We start from the raw sequence: 25,872 nt of genomic DNA, 5'->3' as shown, positions 1-25,872 counted from the left end.
TAAGTAAAAGCCGTCATTTTATGAAACCAGAGAGCTATGGACCTTGGTTTACTATCTTGAGCTTCGACTCATGCAAAACTGAAGAGGTGGATAAAGCGTTATAAGAACTTTATGCTCTCTTTGAGAATATGCAGTTAGTCGAAAACGGTGAAATCCAGCATTCTATCAATGTATTGTTTTTATTATCAGATGCTCAACATATTGATAAAAGTTTTGATGAAATATATTCATTTTTTTTAGACTACGTTAAAAAATTACAATGTAATGATAAATTCCTACCCGCTGATCTCTTCACAGAATATGATCCAATTCGTGATTCAGCTTATGGATATGGATTTTGGATAAATGATTCTTATAGAAAATACTCAGCGAAATTGTACAAGATATTAATGGAGCATAGACAAATATCCTTAAGAAAAAAATATCCAATTTTTAGATCTGAGCTGAAAACAAATTTAAAGGAAGATACCGGAAAGTTTTGTGAACAAATTTCTAGAAATGGCTTCAGAGAGATAAATATATATGGTTATATTCCGATTCTAGCAAGTTTCAAACCTCATGAATTTGTTGATCTATGGCTTAGTATTGATATGTCAAAATGGCATAGTGTTAGAACAGCCCTAATAAATCGATACTCTGGCGGATCATTGCATGGTGATTTAGAGGACGAGGGAAAATGGCTAAAGTTTGTCAAAATGAATCTTAAATATCGTGCATCTAAGGGAACTGGTATCGACAAATTGAGAATTTCAAGATTGTTGATGGGACTGTAAATTAGGTCCCTCTTAAAAAATATCGCAAAAGTGTTACTGCAACTTCCTGAGACTCGTTTATTAAATCAAGGTGACAGGTCGGCACGGAGCGGGTTAGTCATCTTCTTGCTCACAGAAGTCTGATTAATTGTTGCGAGTTTGGATCTCACTTATTTCAAGATATGTTTATTGACGGAGAATAATTTTGAATCTGCGCAAAGATGGATATCCACAAGCCCCGTTGGTACGGGCTGTATGGGGGTGCTGTGATGAACTTTATGAGAAACTAGGCCGAGCCCCCTCCCGCCAGGAATTTAATGACGAAATTGGTAAACGCGAACCACATCGTATAGGTATTAGTACACATTCTCGCCAATGGGGAGAGTGGATGCGTCATCATAATTTCTCAACATTTGTTGCTAGTGAGTCGGGTATCATCCCTGAAGAAATGCACTATCCACAATACCTACGTGTATGGTATGCCGTGACACAACTCGGTTCCGCCTCTGCTGCAAATATTGTTAAGTGGATCCGTAACAGCAACGCCACTCTGAAAGAAACCGAGATTCGCATTCAACTGGATGCATTAACTGTTAATAGCAATTCACGTTATCGATATCTTGGTAGCCGTAAAAGCGCTCGTACTGACCAGGGCAATCCATACGACGTGTTGTTTCGTACAGGAAACCTACGAAATACACGGTATGAACTATATATCCAAGAACTGCACGGTATATGGGATATTGGCGATGATGGGAGAACACCAGTTCAGATTGCTGTCCCAAGGCCATATGATCGGTTAGTACTTGAAATGAGGGATGAATTATTCACGGAGTCGCCGGAGGATGAAGGTGACATCCGTCTAAAGGCTTTACGTGAAGTTATTGTTCGGGAAGGACAACCCGTATTTAGACGAAAACTAATCGAAGCTTATGACGGCAGATGTGCGGTAACAGGTTGTTCTATCCAGGTGTTACTAGAGGCTGCTCATATAACACCTTATGCCGGTTCCTGGCATACCCGCGCCCAGCATGGTTTATTATTGAAAACAGATATTCATACTTTATTTGATCGTGGTTTGCTCTGGATTGATGCCGAGCTAAAAATAAGAATATCTGAACAGCTCGTTGGGACGGAATATGCAGAGTTAGATGGCAGGTACCTTAGATTGCCAAAAGATAAGAAAGACTGGCCGTTAATCACTCATTTGCAAAATCATCGGCAATATTGGAGTGATAAATATAATTATGGTTAATGCACTTAATCCAGAAACGTCACTTCCTCGCTCTCGAAGGAATTGATGGAATTAAATCATGTCCACTCTTGGTTAAGAGTGGACTATAAACATGGTAACCGCTTAACTAAATATAAATTTTATTGACAATATTGTTTAACTATGCATGATTAGATTTAGCAAGTTAACTTCATCTAAATCATATTTTTTAGCAAACCTTTTCCATCTTTCGACAAGAGCTCCATGGTTAACTTTATACGTTACATGCAGCTTTTTACCATGATATCTTATGTACTCTTTATCTTTGATCTGTGGGGAAAAGTAAATTACGAATGAGTTCGGTTCGATTGCAAATAGATCCAGATCGTAAAGAGTATGCATATCACAGCGCAATAATAGTCCATTGCTGACATGATTATGTGTATCATTTTTGTATGCAGTGATATGTGCCGCTTCGAGGATATCAACTATTTCACAGCCACTTACTGCACATTTTGCTTCTTGATTTAACAAATTGTCACGGAAACTTTTTTGCCCGCGCCTTTGCTTAATTTGCCGTAAAACCGCCTTGCGCTGATCATCTACATCGAGACAAGTATCATCAATGTCAGCTTCAGAAGACTCCAACTGAATGATGCCATTAAATAGACTACTTGCCCATTCAAAATCAATTTCTTGAATTGAACTTTGAACGTTGTAACGCGGTGTATGAGATACTAAATCCATCATGGAGATAGAATTAATGGGCATGTAGTTGTGCTTATACTCAGCTTTAAATTTGAGTGCCGGCACGTTTTCGACTTTGGGCTGCTCAAATTCATGATCATTGCTGCATCGCCACTTTGGATTTTTTGATTTTCGAAGGGTCAATTTTGCTGGTGTGCAATTCTCATATGGGCATCGGTTACGAGCTTTTAGATATGGGGAAGATGATAAATTATCTATAACTGATACACCCAGAACGTTATTCCTATCAGTTATTATGACAATATCCCCTTTTTTGACTTGCTTATGGTTTGGTACAAAGTTGTCATATTGGTAAAAACTAGTTGAGTCATCGTGATAACCATTATTCCCAAAGTACCGGAGATCATCATTACCTACTGCTTTAAAAGACCATGCTTTCTGATTCATCCATTTGATTCCGTCATAAAAAATTACAATTGATCATAAAGCAATAATGGGATGTTGAGAACAAAGTGTACAATTTATGATCTTCTGTAGCGCTTCAACTATAGATGATAGCTTCTAAAGTCTGCTCCTCGCTCCTAATGAACATTCAACAAACAACGTTGTTCTTTGCATAAGGCCGAAATCCCGCTTTTTACCCAGCAGAACCCCGGCCTCCGATCAACCACCTCAGTGCGCCGTAATATACGGCTCCTTCACAAATTCCGCCAGCAGCCAGACCATATCATGCAGCAGTCCGGTGAGTTCTTTCGACACGCTCGCAGGCAGTGTCCCGCCCATCACCGCCAGCGTTAACGCCACGGTATAGTCCACTTGCAGCGTCGTTTCCTGCCAGCAGTCCGGCACGCAGGAGGTAATCTTTTCCCCTGCGATCAATTGTTCAACCAGATACGAAGGCAGTTCGGCATCGCAGCACTCACGCAGCCGCTTCAGCACAGCCAGCAATCGCTTGCAGAGCGTGGCAAACGTCACCGCGTCATCAGTTTCCACCAATACGCTCACATACGCAGTGCAGGCGTCAGCCAGTTCAAAGAGATCCGCAGAATCGGGAAGTTGTACGTGGAGAAGGTGATAAACAGCGCTTTCTTCAGTAAGCGCGTAAGAAAATCCAGGGATAGTAGCCATAAGGCATCCTCTTTATGCAAAAAATGTTAACCGCCCGATGAGTTCCTACGCTCAGAGGGGGTAGCGCTGACGGAGGTAGGAATACCGTGCATAAAGAAAAACGGCCAGCCTTTCGACTGCTCCGTCAGCGCCACCGTGATTCTAACGGGATATGCGCTGTCGCGACAAAAAATATCGCTTTATGCTAACGGGTTCCTACGCCCGGTTACGGATGGGCCGCAACGCAGGCACTTTACGGCGGTGAAAAAAGGATGGAAAGGGGATAACCCTGAATTACATAAGGTTGCTTGCAGGTTTGCGAGGCGGCTTCCAGAAGGGCATTGCCGGGTGGCGGCTACGCCTTACCCGGCCTACAAAAACCACCAACCAATCCCGCCGGGCACGGCCGCTACCCCTCGCTCATCATCGCCAGAAACCGCTTCACCGTCCGCGAGCGTTCAAAGCGCCGCCAGCAGAGCGCGATATCGGTGTAAAGCTCCGGCGAGCTCAGCGCGTGGTAGGTGACATTCGGCGGAGAAATGGCCGCCATGGATTTCGGCACCAGCGCAAACCCGCCGCCCGCGGAAACCATGCTCAGGGAGGATGAAAGCTGTGACGACTGCAGCGCGTGCTGCACGTCGATGCCGGCCCGCTCGCAGCAGCCGTGAACCCGGTCGTACAGGCCGGGCGCGACCTCCTGCGGGAACAACACCACCGGCGTATCCCGAAGCTGCTCTAACGCCAGCGAATCGCACGCCGCCAGCGGATGGTCGCGATGCAGCGCCACCACCATCGGCTCCCGGTCGAGGATGGTTAACTCGAACGCCTTGCTGCTCTCGCACGGCAGGCGCACGAAGGCGATATCCAGTTCACCCTCCGCCAGCATCGTCGTCAGCGACGACATATTGGCTTCCACCTGGTGAACCTGCACCGCCATGTTCTGCACCTGAAACTGGCGAATCAGCGCGAAAATTTTGGGATGAAAAGCATCGGAGCTGGTGATGCCAATCGACAGGTTACCGTTCAGCCCGCGCGCGATGCCGCGGGCTTTCTCCAGCGCGGCGTCGCTCAGCGCCAGGATCTTGCAGGCGTCCTCGTAGAAGGCTTCTCCCGCTTCGGTCAGCTCCACGCCCCGCGTCAGGCGTCTGAACAGCGGCGTGCCCACTTCCTCTTCGAGCCGTTTGATCTGCTGACTCAGAGGAGGCTGTGAAATACCCAGCGCTTCGGCCGCCCTGGTGAAGTGTCGCTCGCGTGCTACCGCGACAAAATACCGCAGATAACGAAGTTCCATATCTAAAACGTCTCAAACCAGCATGGTTTCTATATTGGAACTCTCTGCTGAATCGGGTCAACATTTATTTAACCTTTCTAAATAAAGTTGAAGAGGACGAGCATGATGGTGCATTCATCTGCCTGCGACTGTGAAGCCAGCCTGTGCGAGACCCTGCGCGGGTTCTCCGCCCAGCATCCTGACAGCGTGATCTATCAGACATCGCTAATGAGCGCCCTGTTAAGCGGCGTATATGAAGGTGAGACCACCATCGCCGATCTGCTGGCACACGGTGACTTTGGTCTGGGCACCTTCAACGAGCTGGACGGCGAAATGATTGCCTTCAGTAGCCAGGTGTACCAGCTGCGCGCCGACGGCAGCGCCCGGGCCGCGAAGCCGGAGCAGAAAACGCCGTTCGCGGTGATGACCTGGTTCCAGCCGCAGTACCGTAAAACCTTCGACGCGCCGGTCAGCCGTCAGCAGATCCACGACGTCATCGACCAGCAGATCCCCTCCGATAACCTGTTCTGCGCGCTGCGCATTGACGGCAACTTCCGCCATGCCCACACCCGCACCGTACCGCGCCAGACGCCGCCGTACCGCGCGATGACCGACGTGCTGGACGACCAGCCGGTGTTCCGCTTTAACCAGCGCGAAGGGGTGCTGGTCGGGTTCCGCACGCCGCAGCATATGCAGGGGATCAACGTGGCGGGTTACCACGAACACTTCATCACCGACGACCGTCAGGGCGGGGGCCATCTGCTTGACTACCAGCTGGAGAGCGGCGTGCTCACCTTCGGTGAAATTCACAAGCTGATGATTGACCTGCCCGCCGACAGCGCCTTTTTACAGGCCAACCTTCACCCCAGCAATCTGGATGCGGCGATCCGTGCCGTCGAAAACTAACAGGAGAACTACCGTGAACAGTGAGAAACAGTCACGTCAGTGGGCGCACGGCGCCGATTTGGTTGTCGGCCAGCTGGAAGCGCAGGGCGTGAAGCAGGTGTTCGGGATCCCGGGGGCGAAAATCGACAAGGTCTTTGACTCTCTGCTGGACTCCTCCATTGAGATCATCCCGGTGCGCCACGAGGCGAACGCGGCGTTTATGGCGGCGGCGGTAGGGCGGTTGACCGGCAAGGCCGGGGTGGCGCTGGTCACTTCCGGGCCGGGCTGCTCGAACCTGATCACCGGCATTGCTACCGCCAACAGCGAAGGCGACCCGGTGGTGGCGCTGGGCGGGGCGGTGAAGCGGGCGGATAAAGCCAAGCTGGTGCACCAGAGCATGGACACCGTCGCCATGTTCAGCCCGGTCACCAAATACGCCGTGGAGGTGAGTGCGCCGGACGCGATTGCTGAGGTGGTATCGAATGCGTTTCGCGCCGCCGAGCACGGCAGGCCGGGGGGCGCGTTCGTCAGCCTGCCGCAGGATATTGTCGACCAGCCCGCCACGGGGGCGATTTTACCCGCCAGCGGTCCCGCGCTGATGGGCCCCGCACCAGAATCCGCTATCAACGACGTGGCGAAGCTTATCGAAAAGGCCAAAAACCCGGTCATCCTGCTGGGGCTGATGGCGAGCCAGCCCGCCAACAGCGCGGCGCTGCGCAAGCTGCTGGAGAAAAGCCGTATTCCGGTCACCAGCACCTATCAGGCCGCCGGGGCGGTGAATCAGGAGCACTTCACCCGCTTCGCCGGACGCGTCGGTCTGTTCAATAACCAGGCGGGCGACAGGCTGCTCCATCTGGCGGACCTGATTATCTGCATCGGCTACAGCCCGGTGGAGTACGAGCCGTCCATGTGGAACAGCGGCGACGCCACGCTGGTGCACATCGACGTGCTGCCTGCCTATGAAGAACGTAACTACGTGCCGGATCTGGAGCTGGTGGGGGACATCGCCGAAACGCTGAATCAGCTCGCGAACCGTATCGATCACAAGCTGGAGCTGAGCCAGCGGGCCTCCGAAATTCTGGTCGACCGCCAGCATCAGCGCGATCTGCTCGATCGCCGCGGCGCCTCGCTCAACCAGTTCGCCCTGCATCCGCTGCGCATCGTGCGGGCCATGCAGGACATCGTGAATAACGACGTGACCCTGACCGTCGACATGGGCAGCTTCCACATCTGGATCGCCCGCTACCTCTACAGCTTCCGGGCGCGCCAGGTGATGATCTCCAACGGCCAGCAGACCATGGGCGTCGCGCTGCCGTGGGCCATTGGCGCGTGGCTGGTCAACCCGGGCCGCAAGGTGGTGTCGGTCTCCGGTGACGGCGGCTTCCTGCAGTCAAGCATGGAGCTGGAAACCGCGGTGCGCCTCAACGCTAACGTGCTGCACATCATCTGGGTGGATAACGGCTACAACATGGTTGCCATTCAGGAAGAGAAAAAATACCAGCGTCTTTCCGGCGTCGAGTTCGGCCCGGTCGATTTCAAAGTCTATGCCGACGCCTTTGGCGCGAAAGGCTTTGCCGTGGAGAGCGCCGACGCGCTCGAACCCACGCTGCGCGCGGCGATGGATGTGGATGGCCCGGCCGTGGTGGCCATTCCCGTCGACTACAGCGATAACCCGCTGCTGATGGGCCAGCTCCATCTCAGCCAGATTTTGTGACTCAACATAAGGACAGAGAAATGCAAAAAGTTGCTCTCGTAACAGGCTCAGGCCAGGGGATTGGTAAAGCGATTGCGCTTCGCCTGGTGAAGGATGGCTTTGCCGTCGCCATCGCCGACTATAACGCGGAAACGGCCAGAGCCGTGGCCGATGAAATTATCCGCAACGGCGGTAACGCCGTCGCCGTGAAGGTGGACGTCTCTGACCGCGAGCAGGTATTTGCGGCGGTGGAGAAAGCCCGCACCGCGCTGGGCGGTTTCCACGTGATCGTCAATAACGCCGGGGTCGCGCCGTCCACGCCAATCGAATCCATCACGCCGGAGATTGTCGATAAGGTCTACAACATCAACGTGAAAGGGGTGATCTGGGGCATTCAGGCCGCGATTGACGCGTTTCGTAAAGAAGGGCACGGCGGGAAAATCATCAACGCCTGCTCCCAGGCGGGCCACACCGGTAACCCGGAGCTGGCCGTCTACAGTTCCAGTAAATTCGCGGTGCGCGGCCTAACTCAGACCGCCGCGCGGGATCTTGCTCCGCTGGGGATCACCGTTAACGCCTACTGCCCGGGCATCGTGAAAACGCCGATGTGGGCGGAGATCGATCGTCAGGTCTCCGAGGCGGCGGGTAAACCGCTCGGCTACGGAACCGAGACTTTTGCCAAACGCATTACGCTTGGCCGCCTGTCCGAGCCGGAAGATGTCGCCGCCTGCGTCTCATACCTGGCAGGACCGGACTCTGACTACATGACAGGCCAGTCTCTGCTCATCGATGGTGGGATGGTGTTCAACTAAATTCTAATAAGCTCTGACATGAGTTTTCCCCTGCCCCCGTGCAGGGGCTTTTTTTTGTCTCCTCCGTCATTGTGCATTACACTGCGCGCTGCAAAACTTTAGTCATTACGATCTGACAGGCGGTAACAGCGATGAACGGTACAATCACAACGTGGTTTAAAGATAAAGGCTTTGGATTTATCAAAGATGAAAACGGCGACAACCGCTATTTTCATGTGATTAAGGTCGCGAACCCCGATCTGATTAAGAAAGATGCCGCGGTGACCTTCGAGCCTACCACCAACAACAAAGGCCTTTCCGCCTATGCGGTGAAGGTGATCCCCGAAAGCAAACATCTCTATATCGCAGGCGAGCGCGTAAAGCTCACCTCGATCAAATCCTTCGTGGTGTTCAGCGAAGAAGAGCCCGTTGATACCAAAATCGACAAAGAGAACGCGGTGCTGTCGGTGGGCCTGCTGATGAACAGCATCAAGCCAAAATCCGATAAAAAGCCGGGCGAAATGCGCACGGTGAAGAAGCTGGCGATCACCACCTTCCAGAATACGACGCTGATCTTCACCGAAGATGAGATCGACATCGATGCCACGGTGAAGCTGCTGAAGTAATTGTTTGCCGGGTGGCGGCTACGCCTTACCCGGCCTACGAAAAACCATCAACGCGGCACAAAACGTAGGCCCGGTAAGCGCAGCGCCACCGGGCACCGCCGCACGCACTTAACCCATCCTGTGCTCGCCCCGTAACATCGCCTCACGGTCAAACACCTTCTGGATCTTCCCGTGCGCCATCAATGCCGCCCGGTCGGACATATGGGCAATCACGTCCGCGTCGTGGCTCACCAGCAGATACGTCATCTCATGCTCGGCCTTCAGGCGGTTAAGCAGGTTCAGGATTTCCGCCTGCACCGACATATCCAGCGCCGAGGTCGGCTCGTCCAGCAGCAGTAGCTGCGGGCGCAGCAGCAGCGCGCGGGCAATCGCAACGCGCTGACGCTGGCCGCCGGAAAGCTGGTGCGGATAGCGCCTGCCCGCGTCGGCGGAGAGCCCCACTTCGTGCAGCGCATTGGCCACCTTCTCCGCGACCTGCGTCTCGCCGCGAATGTTCAACGGCTCCGACAGCGTGCGAGAAATCGTGTGGTTGGGATGCAGCGACGCCCACGGATCCTGAAACACCATCTGCACGTTGCGGCGAAGCTCGCCTTCAAAGCGTCGCCCTGGCGTTAACGCTTCTCCCAGTAGCGCAATACTGCCGCGCCACTCGCGCTGCAGCCCCGCCAGCACGCGCAGAAGGGTCGATTTCCCGCAGCCGGATTCACCGATCAGGCTGAACGTCTCGCCTTTCTCAATGCTAAAGCTGGCGGCCGAAACCGCCGTTTTTTCCCCGAAGGCGACCTGCACCTGGTTAACCTCAACGATCGCCATCGCTGGCCTCCTTCCACGGCTGCGAACGGTCGAGCGTCGGCAGCATCTGCCCATAGGTATGGGCGTCTGGACGACATGTCCACAGGGTGCGCGTGTACGGATGCGTCGCCTGCGGGAGCCGGCTTGCCGCCATCTCATCGACCTTTTCGCCCTGATACATCACCAGCACGCGGTCGCAGTGCTCCGCCACCAGCGTCAGATCGTGGCTGATGAGCAGCATCGCCATCTGGCGTTCTTCGCACTGCTGCACCAGCAGCTCGAGGATCTGGTTGCGCAGGCGGGCGTCCAGCGCGGAGGTCGGTTCGTCGGCAATCAGCACCTGCGGGTTGTTGATCAGCGCCATCGCAATCATCACCCGCTGGCCCATGCCTCCGGAAAGTTCGCCGGGATAGCGTGACAGCACGTTCTCGCTCAGCCCGACGGCGCGGAGGATGTCGTGAATACGCGCCGTACGCTCCGGACGCGGCAGGCGCTGATGCAGGCTCAGCGCCTCATCAAGCTGCGCGGCGACGCTTTTCACAGGGTTAAGGGCGTAGCGCGGGTCCTGCAGGACCATCGCAATCCCGTTGCCGCGCAGCGCCTGCCAGCGGCGGGCGTTCAGGGTCAGCAGATCGTTGCCCAGCACGTTAAGCCGGTTGGCGCTTACGATACCGGGTTTACGCACCAGACCCATCAGGGCGCGGGCGGACATGGACTTGCCGGAGCCGGATTCCCCCACCAGCGCCAGCCGCTCGTTGCCAAGCGTAAAGCTCAGGTTGTTGACCACGCGTGCGGCGGGGTAGTCGATATTCAGCGCATCGACGATGACGCGGTGTTCAGTCATGCTGTGGCTCCAGTACATCGCGCAGGCCATCGCCCAGCAGGTTAAACGCCAGGCTGGCAAACAGAATCGCTCCGCCCGGAATAGCGGCAATCCACCACTGGTCGAAAATCACCTGCATGCCGTCGGCAATCATCGCGCCCCATTCGGCCATGGGCGGCCGTGCGCCAAGGCCGAGGAAGCCGAGACCGGCGGCGGCCAGAATAATCCCCGCCAGATCCAGCGCCAGCCGCACAATCGCGGACGGCAGGCACAGGGGCAGAATATGGCCGACCAGCAGGCGCGGGCCGCGGATCCCCATCATCTCCGCGGCGGCCAGATAATCGCTGTGGCGCAGACGCTGAATCTCGCTCCGGGCCTGACGCGCGTAGGCGGGCCAGCTGGTTAAGGCCAGCGCCAGCGCGCCGTTGACCAGCCCCGGGCCGAGCATCGCCACAAACGCGAAGGCGAGGATCAGGCGCGGCATCGACATCACCACGTCGGTAAAGCGCATCAGGACTCGCTCCAGCCAGCCGCCGTAGTAGCCGGACAGGATCCCCACCAGCAGCCCGGCGGGCAGGGTGATAACGGTGACTAATGCCACCAGCCCGAGCGCCGGACGGGTGCCGTAAATCAGGCGCGAGAGCAGATCGCGCCCGTAGCTGTCGGTGCCCAGCCAGTGCTGGCCGTTCGGTGCCTGCAGGCGCGCGGCGGCGTCCTGCCAGTTCGGATCAACCGGTGCCAGCCAGGGCGCGAACAGGGCAATAAACACCAGCAGCGCCAGGGCAATCAGCCCGCAAACGGCGGCAGGGGAGCGGCGCAGGCGGCGTAAGAAGAGATAAAACGGCATCAGCGCACCCTGGGATCGGTCGCCCGCACAAGCAGGTCGGTAAGGTTATTGATCAGGACAAAGCAGACGCCGATCAGCAGCGTGCCGCCCATGACCGCGGTGGTGTCTCCGGCGAACAGGGCGGTGGTGAGATAGCGTCCGATGCCCGGCCACGAGAAGACGGTTTCGGTTAATACCGCACCTTCCAGCATGCTGGTATAGGCCAGGGCGATCACCGTCAGCAGGGTGCTGCGAATGTTCGGCAGCACGTGGCGCAGCAGAATGGTCATCTCCCCGGCGCCCTTGGCGCGGGCAAGCAGGATGTACTCCTTGTTCATTTCGCTGAGGCAGGCGGAGCGGGTCAGACGGGTAATGCTCGCCAGCGAGTAGTAGGCCAGCAGCACCACCGGCAGCACCAGGTGGCTGATGGCGTTGCGGAATGCCTCGCGATCGCCGGAAAGCCAGGTATCTATCAGCGCAAAGCCGGTGCGCGGCTCGACGGTGAACTGCCAGATATCGTCCAGCCTGCCGGGGCCCGCGCTCCACTGCAGCTTCGCGTAGAACAGAGCCAGCATCAGCAGGCCGAGCCAGAAAATCGGCACCGAGTTGCCGAGCAGGGTGAGCGTTCTGATCGCTAAGTCCACTGGCGAACCGGCGTAGCGGGCGCACAGCACACCCGCAATCACGCCGAGTATCGTGCCGATAATTAGCGCCAGCGTTGCCAGCTCCAGCGTGGCGGGGAAGGCGTGCAGCAGATCCTGCAGCACCGGCTGCCCGGTGGCGCTGGCGGTGCCTAAATCACCGTGGGCGAGGCTCTGCAGATAGTGCCAGAACTGCACGGGCAGGGGACGATCCAGCCCAAGCTGGTGGCGAACCTGATCGTAGGTTGACTGGCTGGCGTGATCGCCGACGATCTGCAGCACGCGATCGACCGGGGAAAACGCCGAGAGCGCAAACGTGACGAGCAGCAGCCCGAAGAGCGTGAGCAGCAGGGTCAGAAGACCCTGAAGCACGCGGGTGGAAAGATGTGGCATGGAAAATCTCTTCATGCCGGGTGGCGGCTTCGCCTTACCCGGTCTACAAAAACCGAGAACACAGGCCGGGTAAGCGCAGCGCCACCCGGCAACAAGGGCTACTTCGTGACGCGATCGTACCAGACCATATCCGCGTTCAGCCCCTGCTGATACCCCTTCACGTTATCGCGCACCACGATCTGGGTTTTGCCCTGATCGACGAACACGTACGGCGAGCTCTGCTGCAGCTGTTCCTGCATCTTCTTGTACAGATCCAGACGTTTCGCCGGATCCGGTTCGGCAACCGCCGCCAGCGTGGCCTTGTTCAGCTCCGGAATTTTCCAGCCGTTCAGACCGGCCACGGTGCTGGACTTCCCGTCGTTCCACGCGAAGGCGCTGGCGTTGGAGTGCGCATCGAAGTAGTCCGGGATCCACAGACGAATCGCCGCCTGAGGCTGCTTCGCGCGCACGCGGGCATAGACCTGGCTCCCGGCGGCAGGCAGCAGATCCACCTTCACACCACCCTGCGCAAAGCTCGCCTGCATCGACTGGGCGATGGTGATAAACGGCGGCTTGTTCTCCACGTCCAGCGTGAAGTGCGCGTCCTTAATGCCCGCTTTGGCGAGGATTGCCTTCGCTTTTGCCGGATCAAATTTAAACGGATTGTCTTCCAGCGCGCCCGGCAGGCCGACCGGCAGGAAGCTCTGGTGAACAAAATACTGGCCTTTCAGCAGGTTCTTCGTGATGCCGTCATAGTCGACCAGCCAGCGCGACGCTTCCCAGAACGCCGGGTTGTTCAGCAGCGGATTGGCGCTGTTGCCGGTGTTAAACACCAGGTAATTCTGCTCGGCGGACGGAATGCTCAGCACCTTCACGCCCGGCTTGCCGTCCAGGGCGCTAATCTGGTCTGCACCCAGATCGCGCGCCACGTCCGCATCCCCCTGCTGGATCAGCAGGCGGCGTGAAGCCGGATCGGGGACGTTTTTAATGATGATGCTTTTGAGCTTCGGCGCGCCGCCGGGCGCGGAATCGTTGGCTTCCAGCACGATGGCCTGATGCGGCTGATAGACGCGCATTTTGAACGCGCCGCTGCCCGCCGAGTGCATTTTCAGCCAGGCGTTACCGAAGTCGTTATCCTTGACGTTCGCGGCGACCTCTTTTTCATCGACGATAGAGGCAATCGGCGTGGAGAGGATATTCAGCGCCACCGACGGGCTGACGTCCGCCGTCCAGTGAAGCTGGAGGGTATGATCGTCCACCTTTTTCAGCTGGCTGGCGATGTTGCTCGCGTCCCAGCCCAGCACGTTGAGGATAAAGGCCGGGGATTTGTTCAGCGTCACGGCGCGGGTATAAGAGAAGATCACGTCTTCCGGGCGCAGCGGGTTGCCGGAGGCGAATGTCGCATCGGGTTTAAGCTTGATGGTCAGGGTTTTTGCTGCTGCGTCCGCTTCCCAGCTTTCTGCCAGAACCGGCGTGATTTTTTCCGGATTATCGCGGTCCGGCTGCACCAGACGCTGGTACAGGCTCGGCACGGTCTGGATGCTGGAGAGCTCGTTGGCTTCGGCCGGGTCGAGGCTCACGATATCATCAAGCCCCTGGGCAACCACCAGCGTGTTGGGCGGCGTAGCGGCGTGGGCGGCGCCTGAGAGCGCAGCCAGCACCAGTAACGGCAACAGTTTTTTTGTCATAGCGATCCCTGAGAAGAATATATTGTGATTGTTTTATGCTCCGCTACGTTAGGGCGACTGTGACATTCCACAAAGTCGAAATTCAGCTTTACTTATGCCTTCCGGGAATATCGCATGCGCTCGGGCTATTAAAACACGCGGCTTTTCGCCTGCTTTTTAACCTGCTATAACAAATGCCTTACCTTTCAGGGAGTCACCGCCGTGCCCGAAATCAATCAACATGGTCAAACCGTTAACGATATCGTTCCCGACTGGAAAGGCGCGCGCGCGTTAACCCGCACGCCGCTGTTCGGCCAGTATTGTCGCCTGGAGCCGCTGGACGCCGATCGCCACGCGGCCGATCTCTTTGAGGCCTACGCGCTGGGAGACGACAGCGACTGGACGTGGCTTGCCAGCACGCAGCCCACGAGCGTGGAAGCCACCGCGCACTGGATCATGGCGAAGGTCATGGACGATGAACTGGTGCCGTTTGCCGTCATTGACTTACGCACCGAACGAGCGGTGGGGCTGGTGAGCTATATGGCCAACGAGCGGCTGCTGGGGTCGGTGGAAATTGGTCACGTCACCTGGTCGCGCAAAATGAAAGGTTCCCGCATCGGCACCGAAACGGTGTGGCTGCTGCTGAAAAATGCGTTTGAGCACGGCTACCGGCGCCTCGAGTGGAAGTGCGATTCCATGAACGTGGCGTCGCGCAGGGCGGCGGAGCGGCTGGGGTTTGTCTGGGAAGGACGCCTGCGCCAGAAGCTGGTGCGTAAAGGGCGCAACCGCGACAGCGATATGCTTTCTATTATTGACGGCGAATGGCCGCAAAGAGATGCGGAGCTGCGCGCCTGGCTGGCGGCAGAGAATTTTGACGAGGAAGGGCGGCAGATAAAGCGGCTTGAGGCGTTTCGGTTATAAGTTTTTTATGTAGGGTACAGCGTAAACGCGCGGTTAATCCGCGGAAATCGCGATTTCAATCAGGTTGGTTTTTCCTGACTGCAGGCCGCGCGTTACCGCTTCGGCGATATCGGCAGCCTCGGTTACCCGGCAGCAGTGGACGCCCATGGCGGTGGCTAGCGACTGAAAATCGATATGCGGGTTCACCAGGTCCATCCCGATAAAACGCCCCAGCCGCGTTGAGCTGTAGTCAGCCTGGCTCTTCATAAAGTTTTTCAGGATGTTGTACTCCCTGTTATTCATGACGATAAAGGTGACCGGCAGATTTTCGTGTGCCGCCGTCCAGAGCGCCTGCGGCGAGTAGAGGGAGGCTCCGTCTCCAACTAAACACACTACCGGCTCGCGGCCCAGCCCCAGCGAGTGACCTACTGCTGCGGGCATCCCCCAGCCCAGTCCGCCGCCGCGCATAAAGTAGTAGCGCTGGTGCTGCTGGTCAGAGATGAACCGGCGGACATGCCTGGCGGTCGCTATCGCCTCATCCACGATGGTGGTACCCGCCGGAATGGATCGGATGACTTCCCAGGCTGCGACCATCGGCGAAAGGGCCGGGCGTAGCCGCTCGACGGCCAGACGTTCCTCCTGCTGCTGCCACTCCTTCTCTCGTTCGTCGCGGGCCGCCACCAGCAGCCGCTGGTGGGCCAGCGTGCTGGCGATCAGGCGCTGCTTAAGCTTTGGCAGCAGTTCGTGCAGGGACAGTTTGATATCCCCCATCACCGAAAGGCGAGTGGCATAGGTGCGGCCAAGCTCGTGCATATCCGCCGAGAGCTGGTACACCGCGCAGGTCGCCGGAATAGCCTCGCCCTCGCTGTACAAAATGGTGATCAGGCTTCTGCCGCCGATGATAAATACGGCATCGTAGGCATTGATGATGCTGGCGATTTCGCTGGCGGTGGTGGGCATATTGCCCCGCCAGAGCGCGTGCTGAGTGGGAAAAGGCAAATTCAGCGGCCAGGAGGAGCCGTAGACGTGGGCGCTGAGCGCTTCCGCCAGCTCGACAATCTCCTGCGTCGAGCCGCTGGAGTGCACCTCATCGCCCGCCACAATCATGATCCTGCCCGGCGCGATCTCGCTGAGCGCCTCCGCCAGCTCGTCCAGCGAGCCCGCCACGGTGTGGTAGTTCACTCTCGACGCCGTCTGTATTCCGGCGTCGCTCAGCTCTTCCATCACGTTCATCGGCAGGGAGAGCAGCACCGGACCAGCCGGAGGGTAGCTGGCAGCGTGAAACGCGCGGCGTACCAGCACCGGGAGCTGGTCGGCGCTGGTGACCTCCTGCGCCCACTTCATGACCGGAGAGCCGATGGACACAATATCGTCATACAGCAGCGGGTCGCGGACGTAGTGCCGCGTATCCTGCTGTCCAACGGTCACCACCAGCGGGGTTTTCATGATCCGCGAATTAATGAGATTCCCCATGCCGTGCCCCAGGCCGCTCGCGGTATGCAAATTGATAAAGCCCGTTTTGCCGGAGGCTTTCGCATAGCCGTCGGCAATCGCCACCACGGTGCTCTCCTGAAGCGCCAGAATATAGTGAATATTTTCATGGCGAAGCAGGGCATCAATCAGAGGAAGTTCGGTGGTGCCGGGGTTGCCAAAAATATATTCCACGCCTTCACTCTCCAGCACTTCAAGAAGAATATCGGCACCCGTTCGCATATTGAGATCTGATAAGGACGTTAATGATTTAATCATACTGACACCTCATTCAGTATTATTTAACCCAGGCTAAAATTCTTCCTGCGTCGGACGAACAACAATTTCATTAATATCAACGTCGCCAGGCTGTTCTATGGCAAATAAAACCGCGCGGGCAATTGCGTCAGCCGGAATAGCCTGCTTATAAAACTCATGGAGAAATTTTTTACTCTCTTCGTCAGAGCTGCCGAATTGCAGTTCGCTCTCGACGGCGCCGGGTGAAATAAGCGTCGTGCGGAGGGTTCTACCCGCCTCCTGACGTAAGCCTTCACTCAGCGCGCGGACGGCGAATTTCGTGGCGCTGTACACCACGCCGCCAGGCGCCAGCACCTTGATGCCCGCAACGGAGGCAACGTTAATAAAATGCCCGCTGCCCTGACGCTGGAACACCGGCCACGCGGCCGCGATGCCGTACAGCACCCCTTTCAGATTGGTGTCAATCATCTTGTCCCATTCGTCGGTTTTCAGCTCGCTCAAGGGGGCGATAGCCATAAAGCCCGCGTTGTTGATCAGCACATCCACGCGCTGGTAGGCGGCAACGGCAGCGTCAATGGCGCGCTGAACCTCCTCCTGACGGGTGACATCGGCCTTCACGGCTATCGCCTTGCCGCCTTGCTGAATAATCTGATCCACCAGGGCATTAATTCTGTCCAGACGGCGCGCCACCAGCACCAGCGAAAACGCGTTATTCGCTAAATGGAGGGCAATCGCCTGACCAATACCGCTGCTGGCACCGGTAATGACAACAACCTTGTTTGCACTATTATTCATGATCTTATCTCGCTATTGAGTGATGCAAAAAATAAAAGGCAGAGAAGCGTAAATGAATAATGACAAATTCATTAATGCGGTTTTTGATATATTGTGTATCGGAAATAAAATGATGTTCATTTAAAACTTAATGGAGTGCGCAAGAGTCTGTCAATGTTGTTTTTTAATAATTAAATTAATTACAGGCTTAATATTTAATTCTTATAGGTAACCGAGAATAGTATTTAAATGAAATGGGGTCACGATAGCGGCCCTGCGAACAGGGCCTGAGAATTACAATTTGCCACTGTAAAGCACCGGGCCTGTGGGGAGCCCAGTGGGCGATCCGCCCGCTGGTTCAAGGCTTATGGCTATCGTGGCGTCAGGAGGGAGCGTTGTGTTCCTGAGGGTGACGCGTGTCGGTATGTCGTTATGCAGCAGCCCCATGGAGACCGGCGCCTGCCCGCCTGGGATCAGCCAAAGCTGGAGGCTGTGTTGCGCCGCGACGGCCGTCGGCCGAAGAGGGGCAATGCTCAGGTGCTGGCGGCTGGCATCCGCGCTGACGACCCATTCCCCGTGCTGTTGGGCATCGTTGAGGACGATCAGCGGAGCGAGTTCCGGTGTACGGGTGGCATACCAGGCAACGACCGACAGGGCGGCGAGGGAGGCCGCAACCATCCAGCCGACATAAGGCCGACTTTTGCGTAAAGGCTTTTTGGGCGGCAGGTCGAGGGCGATTCTTTTCCACACCGTCTCGGGTGGAGGGACGGGCACAAGATGACTATCCAGCGTGCTGAACATTTTCTGCCAGTACGCGACGCGGGCGGCCAGAGCCGGTTCACGGAGGACCCTTTTCTGGAACTGAAGCCGTGCTCCTCCCCGCAGCGTGCCGAGGGCATACTCTGCTGCCAGCATGTCGTCGCGTTTTTCTGCGTCATTCATAGCCCCACGCACTCCCGAAGATGATCCATTGCCCGACGTATCCAGCTTTTCACCGAGCCTACAGGCTGCTGGAGCCAGTCGGCAATGTCGCTGTGAGACATGCCTTGATAGTAGGCGAGCGTAATGCTCTGGCGCTGCTCGCTGCTCAAATGTTCGAGACAATGCCTGAGCCGCTCTGCCTGCGCATCGTCGTGCCAGTTATTCTGCTCATCGCTTTCGCTCAGCAGAATATCTTCCGAATACGACTCTTCACGGGCTGCAGCCCGGGTTTGCCCGCTGCGCAGCCAGTCAATACAGCGGTTGCGAACAATATGCGTAAGCCAGGTCATCGGGGAGCTCAGGGTAGCGTTATAGGTTTCGGCTTTACTCCAGACGGTGACAAAACAGTCGTGCAGGATCTCTTCTGCCCAGGCGCGGTCGCGCAGCATGCGCAGCGCAACGGCAAACAGGTGAGGCGATGTGAGTCGGTAAAGTTGTTCAAATGCGCGGCGATCGCCGTTAGCGATCGCCTGCATTAATTTCAACTGCTGTTCAGCCAGCGCGTTATCCATGTTTTTTCCGGAAGGCAACGTCACACTTCCGAAGTATAGACAACTACTTAGGCATCAGGACGGTATCAATCACATCGATCACGCCATTTTTCTGATGGACGTCGTAGGTGCTGATGTTCGCCACGTTACCTTTACCGTCCTTAAGCTGAATATTGTGCGGGCCGTTGCTCATGATCCACAGCGGTTGACCGTTAACGGTCTTCAGCTCCGCGTGGCCGCCGCCCTGTTTAATTTTCTGCTCCAGCGCTTTCATATCGTAATTACCGGCGACCACGTGATAGGTGAGGATGCTGGTGAGCGTGGCTTTGTTTTCGGGTTTGACCAGGTTCTCGACCGTGCCGGCAGGCAATTTCGCAAACGCCGCATCGGTCGGCGCAAAGACGGTGAAAGGCCCTTTGCTCTGAAGCGTATCCACCAGCCCGGCCGCTTTGACGGCGGCCACCAGCGTAGTGTGATCTTTCGAGTTCACGGCGTTTTCAACAATATTTTTGCTCGGGAACATCGCCGCTCCGCCCACCATCACGGTGTCTGACGTCATGGCTGCTGATGCGCCTGCACAGAAGAGTATCGCGCTGGATACGAATGCAACACTGAGTAGCTTTTTCATCATTTATCCTCGGATTAAGGAGCAAAGGCGTTGCTCACATACTCATATACGAGGGGCGGGGGGAAACTGGATGCAGGGAAATGAAAATAAATTTGTGGCTGGGAAGTGAATTCCCTCTCCCCGGTGGGGAGAGGGCAAATGACTTAGCGTCTCACCGGCGCCCCGTTCGCCACATAATACGCCGCCGTGCTCTTCGCCAGCGGCTCGCGCCCGCGAATGGCGTCGGCAATCTTCTCACCAATCATAATGGTGGTGGCGTTCAGGTTGCCGGTGATAATCTGCGGCATAATCGACGCATCCACCACGCGCAGCCCTTCCAGCCCGTGAACGCGGCCTTCGCCGTCGACCACCGCCATCTCGTCATAGCCCATCTTGCAGGTGCCGCACGGGTGGAAGGCGGTTTCGGCGTGGTTGCGCACGAACTCGTCCAGCTGCTCGTCGGTCTGGCAGTCAATACCCGGACTGATTTCACGGCCGCGGTACTTGTCCAGCGCGGGCTGGTGCATGATCTCGCGGGTGATGCGGATCGCGTCGCGAAACTCCTGCCAGTCCTGCTCGTGGGACATATAGTTGAACAGGATCGCCGGATGCTGGTGCGGATCGCGCGACTGGATGCGCACGTGTCCACGGCTCGGGGAGCGCATGGAGCCGACGTGGCACTGGAAGCCATGTTCTTTCACCGCGTTCGAGCCGTTGTAGTTAATCGCCACCGGCAGGAAGTGGTACTGAATGTTTGGCCACTCAAACTCCTCGCGGCTGCGGATAAACCCGCCCGCTTCGAAGTGGTTGCTCGCACCTATGCCGGTGCCGCCAAACAGCCACTCCGCGCCAATCTTCGGCTGGTTCCACCACTGCAGGGCAGGGTAGAGGGAGACCGGCTCTTTACATTCGTACTGGAGGTACATCTCCAGGTGATCCTGCAGGTTTTCCCCCACGCCGGGCAGATCGTGCACCAGCGGGATATCAAACTGCTTCAGCAGGTCAGCGTTGCCCACGCCGGAGCGCTGGAGGATCTGCGGGGAGGCAATCGCCCCGGCACTCAGTAGCACTTCTTTTTTTGCCGTCGCTTTGGATGGGATGGTGCTTTCACCCTCCAGCCACTCGACGCCCACCGCGCGCTTGCCCTCAAAGAGGATGCGATCGGTCATGGCGTGGGTGCGGATGGTCAGGTTCGGACGCGGTTTCGCCTGATCCAGATAGCCGCGCGCGGTGCTGGCGCGTCGGCCCTGCGGCGTGACCGTGCGGTCCATCGGGCCGAAGCCCTCCTGCTGATAGCCGTTGAGATCGTCGGTGCGCGGATAGCCCGCCTGCACGCCCGCCTCCACCATCGCCTCAAACAGCGGGTTCACGCCCGGTTTCGAGGTGGTAACGCTCACCGGACCGTCGCCGCCATGGTAGTCGTTCGGCCCCACGTCGCGCGTCTCTGCCTTGCGGTAGTAGGGCAGGCAGTTGAGGTAGCTCCAGTGCTCCAGGCCCGGCTCTTTCGCCCAGTGGTCGAGGTCCATCGCGTTACCGCGGATGTAGCACATGCCGTTGATCAATGACGAGCCGCCCAGCCCTTTGCCGCGTCCGCACTCCATGCGGCGGTTGTTCATGAAGGGTTCTGGCTCGGTTTCGTACGCCCAGTTGTAGCGCTTGCCCTGCAGCGGGAACGCCAGCGCGGCGGGCATCTGGGTGCGGAAGTCAAATCGGTAATCCGGTCCGCCCGCCTCAAGCAGCAGGACGGTGGTGTTCGGATCTTCAGTCAGTCGTGTCGCCAGCACGTTGCCGGCAGAGCCGGCCCCGATAATGATGTAGTCAAATTGCAAATAAACCTCCCGGTTAAAATATGGACTGGAATTTACCCATCTCAACCTGGATGGACTTCACCTGGGTGTAGCTCTGCAGCGTCATCACGCCGTTCTCGCGGCCAATGCCGGAGTGCTTGTAGCCGCCGACCGGCATCTCTGCGGCGGATTCACCCCAGGTGTTGATCCAGCAGATGCCCGCTTCGAGCTGATGAATGGCGCCGTGGGCGCGGTTCAGGTCGGCCGTGACGATGCCTGCCGCCAGCCCGTAGTCGGTGTCGTTGGCGCGGCGAATCGCTTCCTCAATGGACTCATAGGTGAGGATGGACATCACCGGGCCGAAGATCTCTTCGCGCACGATGGTCATCTCGTCGGTGCAGTCGGTGAACACGGTCGGGGCCACCCACGCGCCGTTATCGAAGCCTTCGCCCTTCAGCACGTCACCACCGCACAGCACGCGCGCGCCTTCCTCTTTGCCTTTGGCGATGTAGCGCATCACGCTGTCGCGGTGCGGGAAGCTGACCATCGGGCCAAAGTTGGTAGCTCCATCGAACAGATCGCCCGCGCGGATGCGGCCCACGCGTTCAACGATTTTCTGCTCAAACGCGGCTTTGAACTTAGCCGGAACAAACACGCGGGTGCCGTTGGTGCACACCTGGCCGGAGCTGAAGAAGTTGGCCATCATGGCGATGTCCGCCGCGAGATCCAGATCCGCATCGTCGAAAATAATCAGCGGGGATTTACCGCCCAGCTCCATCGTCACCTCTTTCAGGGACGAGGCCGCGGCGTTCGCCATCACTTTTTTGCCGCTGGCGACGCCGCCGGTGAAAGAGACTTTCGCGATGCCCGGATGCTCGGTCAGGTACTGGCCGGTCTCTGCGCCCACGCCAGGCAGGACGTTAAACACGCCGTCCGGCAGGCCCGCTTCGGTGTAGATCTCGGCAAGCTTCAGGGCGGTAAGCGGCGTCACTTCGCTCGGCTTGAAGATCATCGCGTTGCCCGCCGCCAGCGCCGGGGCCGATTTCCACAGGGCGATCTGGATCGGGTAGTTCCACGCGCCGATGCCCGCCACCACGCCCAGCGGCTCGCGGCGGGTGTAGACGAATGAGGTCTCACGCAGCGGGATCTGGCTGCCTTCCAGCGCCGGGATCAGCCCCGCGTAGTACTCCAGCACGTCCGCGCCGGTGACGACGTCGACGGTGGAAGTTTCGGAATACGCTTTACCGGTGTCGAGGGTTTCCAGCTTTGCCAGCTCGTCGTTGCGCTCGCGCAGGATGTCGACGGCGCGACGCAGAACGCGGGAGCGCTCCATGGCGGTCATCGCCGCCCAGATTTTTTGCCCGCGTTTTGCGCTTTCCACGGCGCGGTCGACGTCTTCACGCCCGGCGGCCTGTACGGTCGCCAGAACGTCACCGTTGGCCGGGTTGATGGTCTCGAAGGTGCGACCGCTGGTGGCCGATGTATAACCACCATTGATATAAAGCTGCTGTTCTGCCATTCGGGACATAAATTCTCCTCGGTTAATCGGTCGGTAAATGCTGGCTGATAAAGTGGCTGGTGAGCGACTGCGCCAGGGTCTTATCCAGCGGCTTGCCGCTCAGCGCGGCGCGCAGCCACAGCCCGTCGATCAGCGCCGCCAGCCCGTAGCCCGCCTCCTGGGCCTGCTCGCGCGGCAGCTCGCGGCGGAACTCGTACACCAGGTTCGACAGCAGGCGGCGGCTACTCACCTGCTGCAGGCGGTAGAGCATGGGCTGATGCATGCTGCTTGCCCAGAAGGCCAGCCAGGCCTTCATCGCCGCGCTGCTCACCTGGGTTTCATCAAAGTTACCGCCGACAATCGCCTGCAGACGCTGCTCCGCGCTGCCGTTCGGCAGGGCGTGCAGGCGGCTTAATACCGCATCGCGCAGCTGGCCGGTGATGTCGCGCATGGTCGCTTCCAGCAGACCGTTTTTGTCTTTGAAATAGTGACTGATGATCCCCGTGGAAACGCCCGCCCGACGGGCGATCTGCGCGATCGTCGCGTCATGCATTCCCACTTCATTTATTGCTTCCAGCGTGGCGTCGATAAGCTGCCTGCGCCGGATCGGCTGCATCCCCACTTTGGGCATTATTGCCACTCCATTCATCAGCTTTGGTTAACCATTAAAGCGGTTTTTGATTGGACGTTCAATATAAAATGTGTCTTAATTGTTGCGGATTTGGATTTTAATAGTTACAAAAACAGTGAGGATACTGGATGACAGACCTTTCACAGGACAGAGAAAAAGACAAAATCAACCCGGTCGTTTTTTATACGTCCGCCGGGCTGATTTTGTTGTTTTCCCTGACAACGATCTTCTTTCGCGATTTTTCTGCCGAGTGGATTGGGCGCACCCTGAACTGGGTATCGAAGACCTTCGGCTGGTACTACCTGCTGGCGGCGACGCTCTACATCGTCTTTGTGGTCTGCATTGCCTGCTCGCGCTTCGGCTCCGTGAAGCTCGGGCCAGAGCAGTCCAAGCCTGAGTTCAGCCTGCTGAGCTGGGCCGCGATGCTGTTTGCCGCGGGCATCGGCATTGACCTGATGTTCTTTTCCGTGGCGGAACCGGTCACGCAGTATATGCAGCCGCCGGAAGGGGCAGGGCAGACGATGGAGGCTGCGCGCCAGGCGATGGTCTGGACGCTGTTCCACTACGGCCTGACCGGCTGGTCAATGTACGCCCTGATGGGCATGGCGCTGGGATACTTTAGCTATCGTTATAATTTGCCCCTCACCATTCGCTCCGCGCTGTACCCGATTTTCGGTAAAAAGATTAACGGCCCGATTGGCCACAGCGTCGATATCGCGGCGGTGATCGGCACCATCTTCGGTATTGCGACCACGCTCGGGATTGGCGTGGTGCAGCTCAACTACGGGCTGAGCGTGCTGTTTGATATTCCGGATTCGATGGCGGCGAAAGCGGCGCTGATTGCGCTCTCCGTCATTATTGCCACCATTTCGGTGACGTCGGGCGTCGATAAAGGCATCCGCGTGCTCTCCGAACTGAACGTGGCGCTGGCGCTGGGCCTGATCCTGTTCGTGCTGTTTATGGGCGACACCTCGTTCCTGCTCAATGCCTTAGTGCTGAACGTGGGCGACTACGTAAACCGCTTTATGGGCATGACGCTGAACAGCTTCGCCTTTGACCGTCCGGTGGAGTGGATGAACAACTGGACGCTGTTCTTCTGGGCGTGGTGGGTGGCGTGGTCGCCGTTTGTCGGCCTGTTCCTGGCGCGTATTTCGCGCGGGCGCACCATCCGCCAGTTTGTGATGGGCACGCTGATTATCCCGTTCACCTTTACCCTGCTGTGGCTGTCGGTGTTCGGCAACAGCGCGCTGCATGAGATTATCCACGGCAACGCGACCTTTGCACAGGAAGCGATGGCGCACCCGGAGCGCGGCTTCTACAGCCTGCTGGCGCAGTACCCGGCGTTCACCTTTAGCGCCTCCGTGGCGACCATTACCGGCCTGCTGTTCTACGTCACCTCGGCGGATTCCGGCGCGCTGGTGCTGGGCAACTTCACTTCGAAGCTCAAAGACATCAACAGCGATGCGCCGAACTGGCTGCGCATCTTCTGGTCGGTCGCCATCGGCCTGCTGACGCTCGGCATGCTGATGACCAACGGCATCTCGGCGCTACAGAACACCACGGTGATCATGGGGCTGCCGTTCAGCTTCGTCATCTTCTTTGTCATGGCCGGGCTGTATAAATCGCTCAAGGTGGAAGATTACCGCCGCGTCAGCGCCAGCCGCGATACCGCACCGCGTCCGATGGGGGCGCAGGACAGACTGAGCTGGAAGAAACGCCTGTCGCGCCTGATGAACTACCCGGGCACGCGCTACACCAAACAGATGATGGAGACGGTCTGCTTCCCGGCAATGGAAGAGGTGGCGCAGGAACTGAAGCTGCGCGGTGCGTACGTGGAGCTGAAAAACCTGCCGCCAGAGGAGGGTGAAACCCTGGGTCACCTGGATCTGCTGGTGCACATGGGCGACGAGCAGAACTTTGTCTACCAGATCTGGCCGCAGCAGTACTCTGTCCCCGGCTTTACCTACCGGGCGCGCAGCGGGAAATCGACCTACTACCGGCTGGAAACCTTCCTGCTTGAAGGAAGCCAGGGGAATGATTTGATGGACTACAGCAAGGAGCAGGTGATTACGGATATTCTGGACCAGTATGAACGGCACCTGAACTTTATCCATCTGCACAGGGAAGCGCCGGGGAATAGCGTGATGTTCCCGGATACGTAAGTTACTTTTTACAAACGCGCAATATAAGGCAAGTGTCTATCGGCACTTGCCTTTTTTATCTCTTGAGTTTGCTGGCAGAACTCATCACGGGAAGGGAAGAAGGAATGTGCCGGAATAATGTTAATTTTCATCAAAAAAATTGATCTG

25 protein-coding genes are annotated in these 25,872 nt (G+C 57.1%); 8 read left to right on the top strand and 17 right to left on the bottom strand.

The genetic code is table 11. From position 1 onward, the window contains the following. The first annotated feature begins 128 nt into the window (after positions 1-128). Positions 129-773, top strand: coding sequence for a hypothetical protein (locus HMPREF3143_RS26135; RefSeq protein ID WP_254668408.1), 645 nt, complete (start codon positions 129-131; stop codon positions 771-773). A 184-nt stretch (positions 774-957) separates the two neighbouring features. Continuing rightward, positions 958-2,007: an HNH endonuclease gene (locus tag HMPREF3143_RS00810; RefSeq protein ID WP_070531376.1), complete on the top strand. Its 1,050-nt coding sequence runs from the start codon at positions 958-960 to the stop codon at positions 2,005-2,007. A gap of 135 nt (positions 2,008-2,142) precedes the next feature. On the opposite strand, the gene HMPREF3143_RS00805 is transcribed toward HMPREF3143_RS00810, so the two are convergent. From HMPREF3143_RS00805 to HMPREF3143_RS00795, 4 genes are all read right to left on the bottom strand, one after another. After that, entirely contained in the window at positions 2,143-3,120 is a 978-nt protein-coding gene (locus tag HMPREF3143_RS00805) for an HNH endonuclease (protein ID WP_070531373.1), read from the bottom strand. 225 nt (positions 3,121-3,345) lie between these two features. Beyond that, positions 3,346-3,801 (bottom strand): hypothetical protein, encoded by a 456-nt coding sequence (locus HMPREF3143_RS00800; RefSeq protein ID WP_070531370.1) that lies wholly within the window; start codon positions 3,799-3,801, stop codon positions 3,346-3,348. A 26-nt stretch (positions 3,802-3,827) separates the two neighbouring features. Further along, positions 3,828-3,935 (bottom strand): ash family protein, encoded by a 108-nt coding sequence (locus tag HMPREF3143_RS26440; protein WP_157843337.1) that lies wholly within the window; start codon positions 3,933-3,935, stop codon positions 3,828-3,830. A gap of 254 nt (positions 3,936-4,189) precedes the next feature. Next, positions 4,190-5,071 (bottom strand): LysR family transcriptional regulator, encoded by an 882-nt coding sequence (locus HMPREF3143_RS00795; RefSeq protein WP_021242639.1) that lies wholly within the window; start codon positions 5,069-5,071, stop codon positions 4,190-4,192. A 105-nt stretch (positions 5,072-5,176) separates the two neighbouring features. On the opposite strand from HMPREF3143_RS00795, the gene budA reads away from it, so the two are divergent. From budA to HMPREF3143_RS00775, 4 genes are all read left to right on the top strand, one after another. Then, complete coding sequence (budA, locus tag HMPREF3143_RS00790) at positions 5,177-5,956, top strand: acetolactate decarboxylase (RefSeq protein ID WP_031275271.1); 780 nt, start codon at positions 5,177-5,179, stop codon at positions 5,954-5,956. A 13-nt stretch (positions 5,957-5,969) separates the two neighbouring features. Next, the gene (alsS, locus tag HMPREF3143_RS00785; RefSeq protein WP_008499405.1) at positions 5,970-7,649 is read left to right on the top strand and encodes an acetolactate synthase AlsS; all 1,680 of its coding nucleotides are present in this window, start codon (positions 5,970-5,972) and stop codon (positions 7,647-7,649) included. Between the two features lie 20 nt (positions 7,650-7,669). After that, entirely contained in the window at positions 7,670-8,440 is a 771-nt protein-coding gene (locus HMPREF3143_RS00780) for a (S)-acetoin forming diacetyl reductase (RefSeq protein WP_008499406.1), read from the top strand. Between the two features lie 131 nt (positions 8,441-8,571). Continuing rightward, on the top strand, positions 8,572-9,045 hold the full coding sequence (locus HMPREF3143_RS00775; protein ID WP_008499407.1) for a cold-shock protein: 474 nt from the start codon (positions 8,572-8,574) through the stop codon (positions 9,043-9,045). A gap of 108 nt (positions 9,046-9,153) precedes the next feature. Here HMPREF3143_RS00775 and HMPREF3143_RS00770 read toward each other — a convergent pair whose 3' ends face one another. The 5 genes from HMPREF3143_RS00770 to HMPREF3143_RS00750 form a co-directional block, all read right to left on the bottom strand. Next, complete coding sequence (locus HMPREF3143_RS00770) at positions 9,154-9,858, bottom strand: ABC transporter ATP-binding protein (protein WP_070531367.1); 705 nt, start codon at positions 9,856-9,858, stop codon at positions 9,154-9,156. Beyond that, positions 9,845-10,681, bottom strand: a complete 837-nt coding sequence (locus HMPREF3143_RS00765; RefSeq protein ID WP_070531364.1) for an ABC transporter ATP-binding protein — start codon at positions 10,679-10,681, stop codon at positions 9,845-9,847. The genes HMPREF3143_RS00770 and HMPREF3143_RS00765 overlap by 14 nt, the downstream gene beginning before the upstream one ends. After that, positions 10,674-11,507 (bottom strand): ABC transporter permease, encoded by an 834-nt coding sequence (locus HMPREF3143_RS00760; protein ID WP_008499410.1) that lies wholly within the window; start codon positions 11,505-11,507, stop codon positions 10,674-10,676. Before HMPREF3143_RS00760 ends, HMPREF3143_RS00765 begins: the two co-directional genes overlap by 8 nt. After that, complete coding sequence (locus HMPREF3143_RS00755) at positions 11,507-12,520, bottom strand: ABC transporter permease (protein WP_070531361.1); 1,014 nt, start codon at positions 12,518-12,520, stop codon at positions 11,507-11,509. The genes HMPREF3143_RS00760 and HMPREF3143_RS00755 overlap by 1 nt, the downstream gene beginning before the upstream one ends. A gap of 98 nt (positions 12,521-12,618) precedes the next feature. Further along, positions 12,619-14,187, bottom strand: coding sequence for an ABC transporter substrate-binding protein (locus tag HMPREF3143_RS00750; RefSeq protein WP_070531359.1), 1,569 nt, complete (start codon positions 14,185-14,187; stop codon positions 12,619-12,621). Positions 14,188-14,388: 201 nt separating this feature from the next. Between HMPREF3143_RS00750 and HMPREF3143_RS00745 the strand changes: the two genes are divergently transcribed. Continuing rightward, entirely contained in the window at positions 14,389-15,087 is a 699-nt protein-coding gene (locus HMPREF3143_RS00745) for a GNAT family N-acetyltransferase (protein WP_008500968.1), read from the top strand. Positions 15,088-15,120: 33 nt separating this feature from the next. Here the strand turns inward: HMPREF3143_RS00745 and HMPREF3143_RS00740 are convergent, their stop codons facing one another. From HMPREF3143_RS00740 to betI, 8 genes are all read right to left on the bottom strand, one after another. Continuing rightward, positions 15,121-16,815, bottom strand: a complete 1,695-nt coding sequence (locus HMPREF3143_RS00740) for a thiamine pyrophosphate-binding protein (protein ID WP_070531356.1) — start codon at positions 16,813-16,815, stop codon at positions 15,121-15,123. A 33-nt stretch (positions 16,816-16,848) separates the two neighbouring features. Beyond that, the gene (locus tag HMPREF3143_RS00735; protein WP_070531353.1) at positions 16,849-17,589 is read right to left on the bottom strand and encodes an SDR family oxidoreductase; all 741 of its coding nucleotides are present in this window, start codon (positions 17,587-17,589) and stop codon (positions 16,849-16,851) included. Positions 17,590-17,862: 273 nt separating this feature from the next. Further along, positions 17,863-18,510: an anti-sigma factor gene (locus HMPREF3143_RS00730; RefSeq protein ID WP_070531349.1), complete on the bottom strand. Its 648-nt coding sequence runs from the start codon at positions 18,508-18,510 to the stop codon at positions 17,863-17,865. Then, the gene (locus HMPREF3143_RS00725) at positions 18,507-19,061 is read right to left on the bottom strand and encodes an RNA polymerase sigma factor (protein WP_032674326.1); all 555 of its coding nucleotides are present in this window, start codon (positions 19,059-19,061) and stop codon (positions 18,507-18,509) included. Before HMPREF3143_RS00725 ends, HMPREF3143_RS00730 begins: the two co-directional genes overlap by 4 nt. A 43-nt stretch (positions 19,062-19,104) precedes the next feature. After that, positions 19,105-19,668 (bottom strand): fasciclin domain-containing protein, encoded by a 564-nt coding sequence (locus tag HMPREF3143_RS00720; RefSeq protein ID WP_008500973.1) that lies wholly within the window; start codon positions 19,666-19,668, stop codon positions 19,105-19,107. A 143-nt stretch (positions 19,669-19,811) separates the two neighbouring features. Next, positions 19,812-21,476, bottom strand: a complete 1,665-nt coding sequence (gene betA / locus HMPREF3143_RS00715; RefSeq protein WP_023293075.1) for a choline dehydrogenase — start codon at positions 21,474-21,476, stop codon at positions 19,812-19,814. A gap of 13 nt (positions 21,477-21,489) precedes the next feature. Further along, the gene (gene betB / locus HMPREF3143_RS00710; protein WP_070531346.1) at positions 21,490-22,962 is read right to left on the bottom strand and encodes a betaine-aldehyde dehydrogenase; all 1,473 of its coding nucleotides are present in this window, start codon (positions 22,960-22,962) and stop codon (positions 21,490-21,492) included. Between the two features lie 13 nt (positions 22,963-22,975). Next, positions 22,976-23,563: a transcriptional regulator BetI gene (gene betI, locus HMPREF3143_RS00705; RefSeq protein ID WP_008500977.1), complete on the bottom strand. Its 588-nt coding sequence runs from the start codon at positions 23,561-23,563 to the stop codon at positions 22,976-22,978. A gap of 128 nt (positions 23,564-23,691) precedes the next feature. Between betI and betT the strand changes: the two genes are divergently transcribed. Then, entirely contained in the window at positions 23,692-25,725 is a 2,034-nt protein-coding gene (gene betT / locus HMPREF3143_RS00700) for a choline BCCT transporter BetT (protein ID WP_045335450.1), read from the top strand. The last annotated feature ends 147 nt before the right edge of the window (positions 25,726-25,872 follow it).

Origin of the sequence: Enterobacter sp. HMSC16D10, from assembly GCF_001807145.1 — a bacterium.
Taxonomy (GTDB): domain Bacteria; phylum Pseudomonadota; class Gammaproteobacteria; order Enterobacterales; family Enterobacteriaceae; genus Enterobacter; species Enterobacter roggenkampii.
The sequence above is the reverse complement of the archived record's forward strand: the minus strand, read 5'-3'. Positions and strand labels throughout refer to the sequence as shown.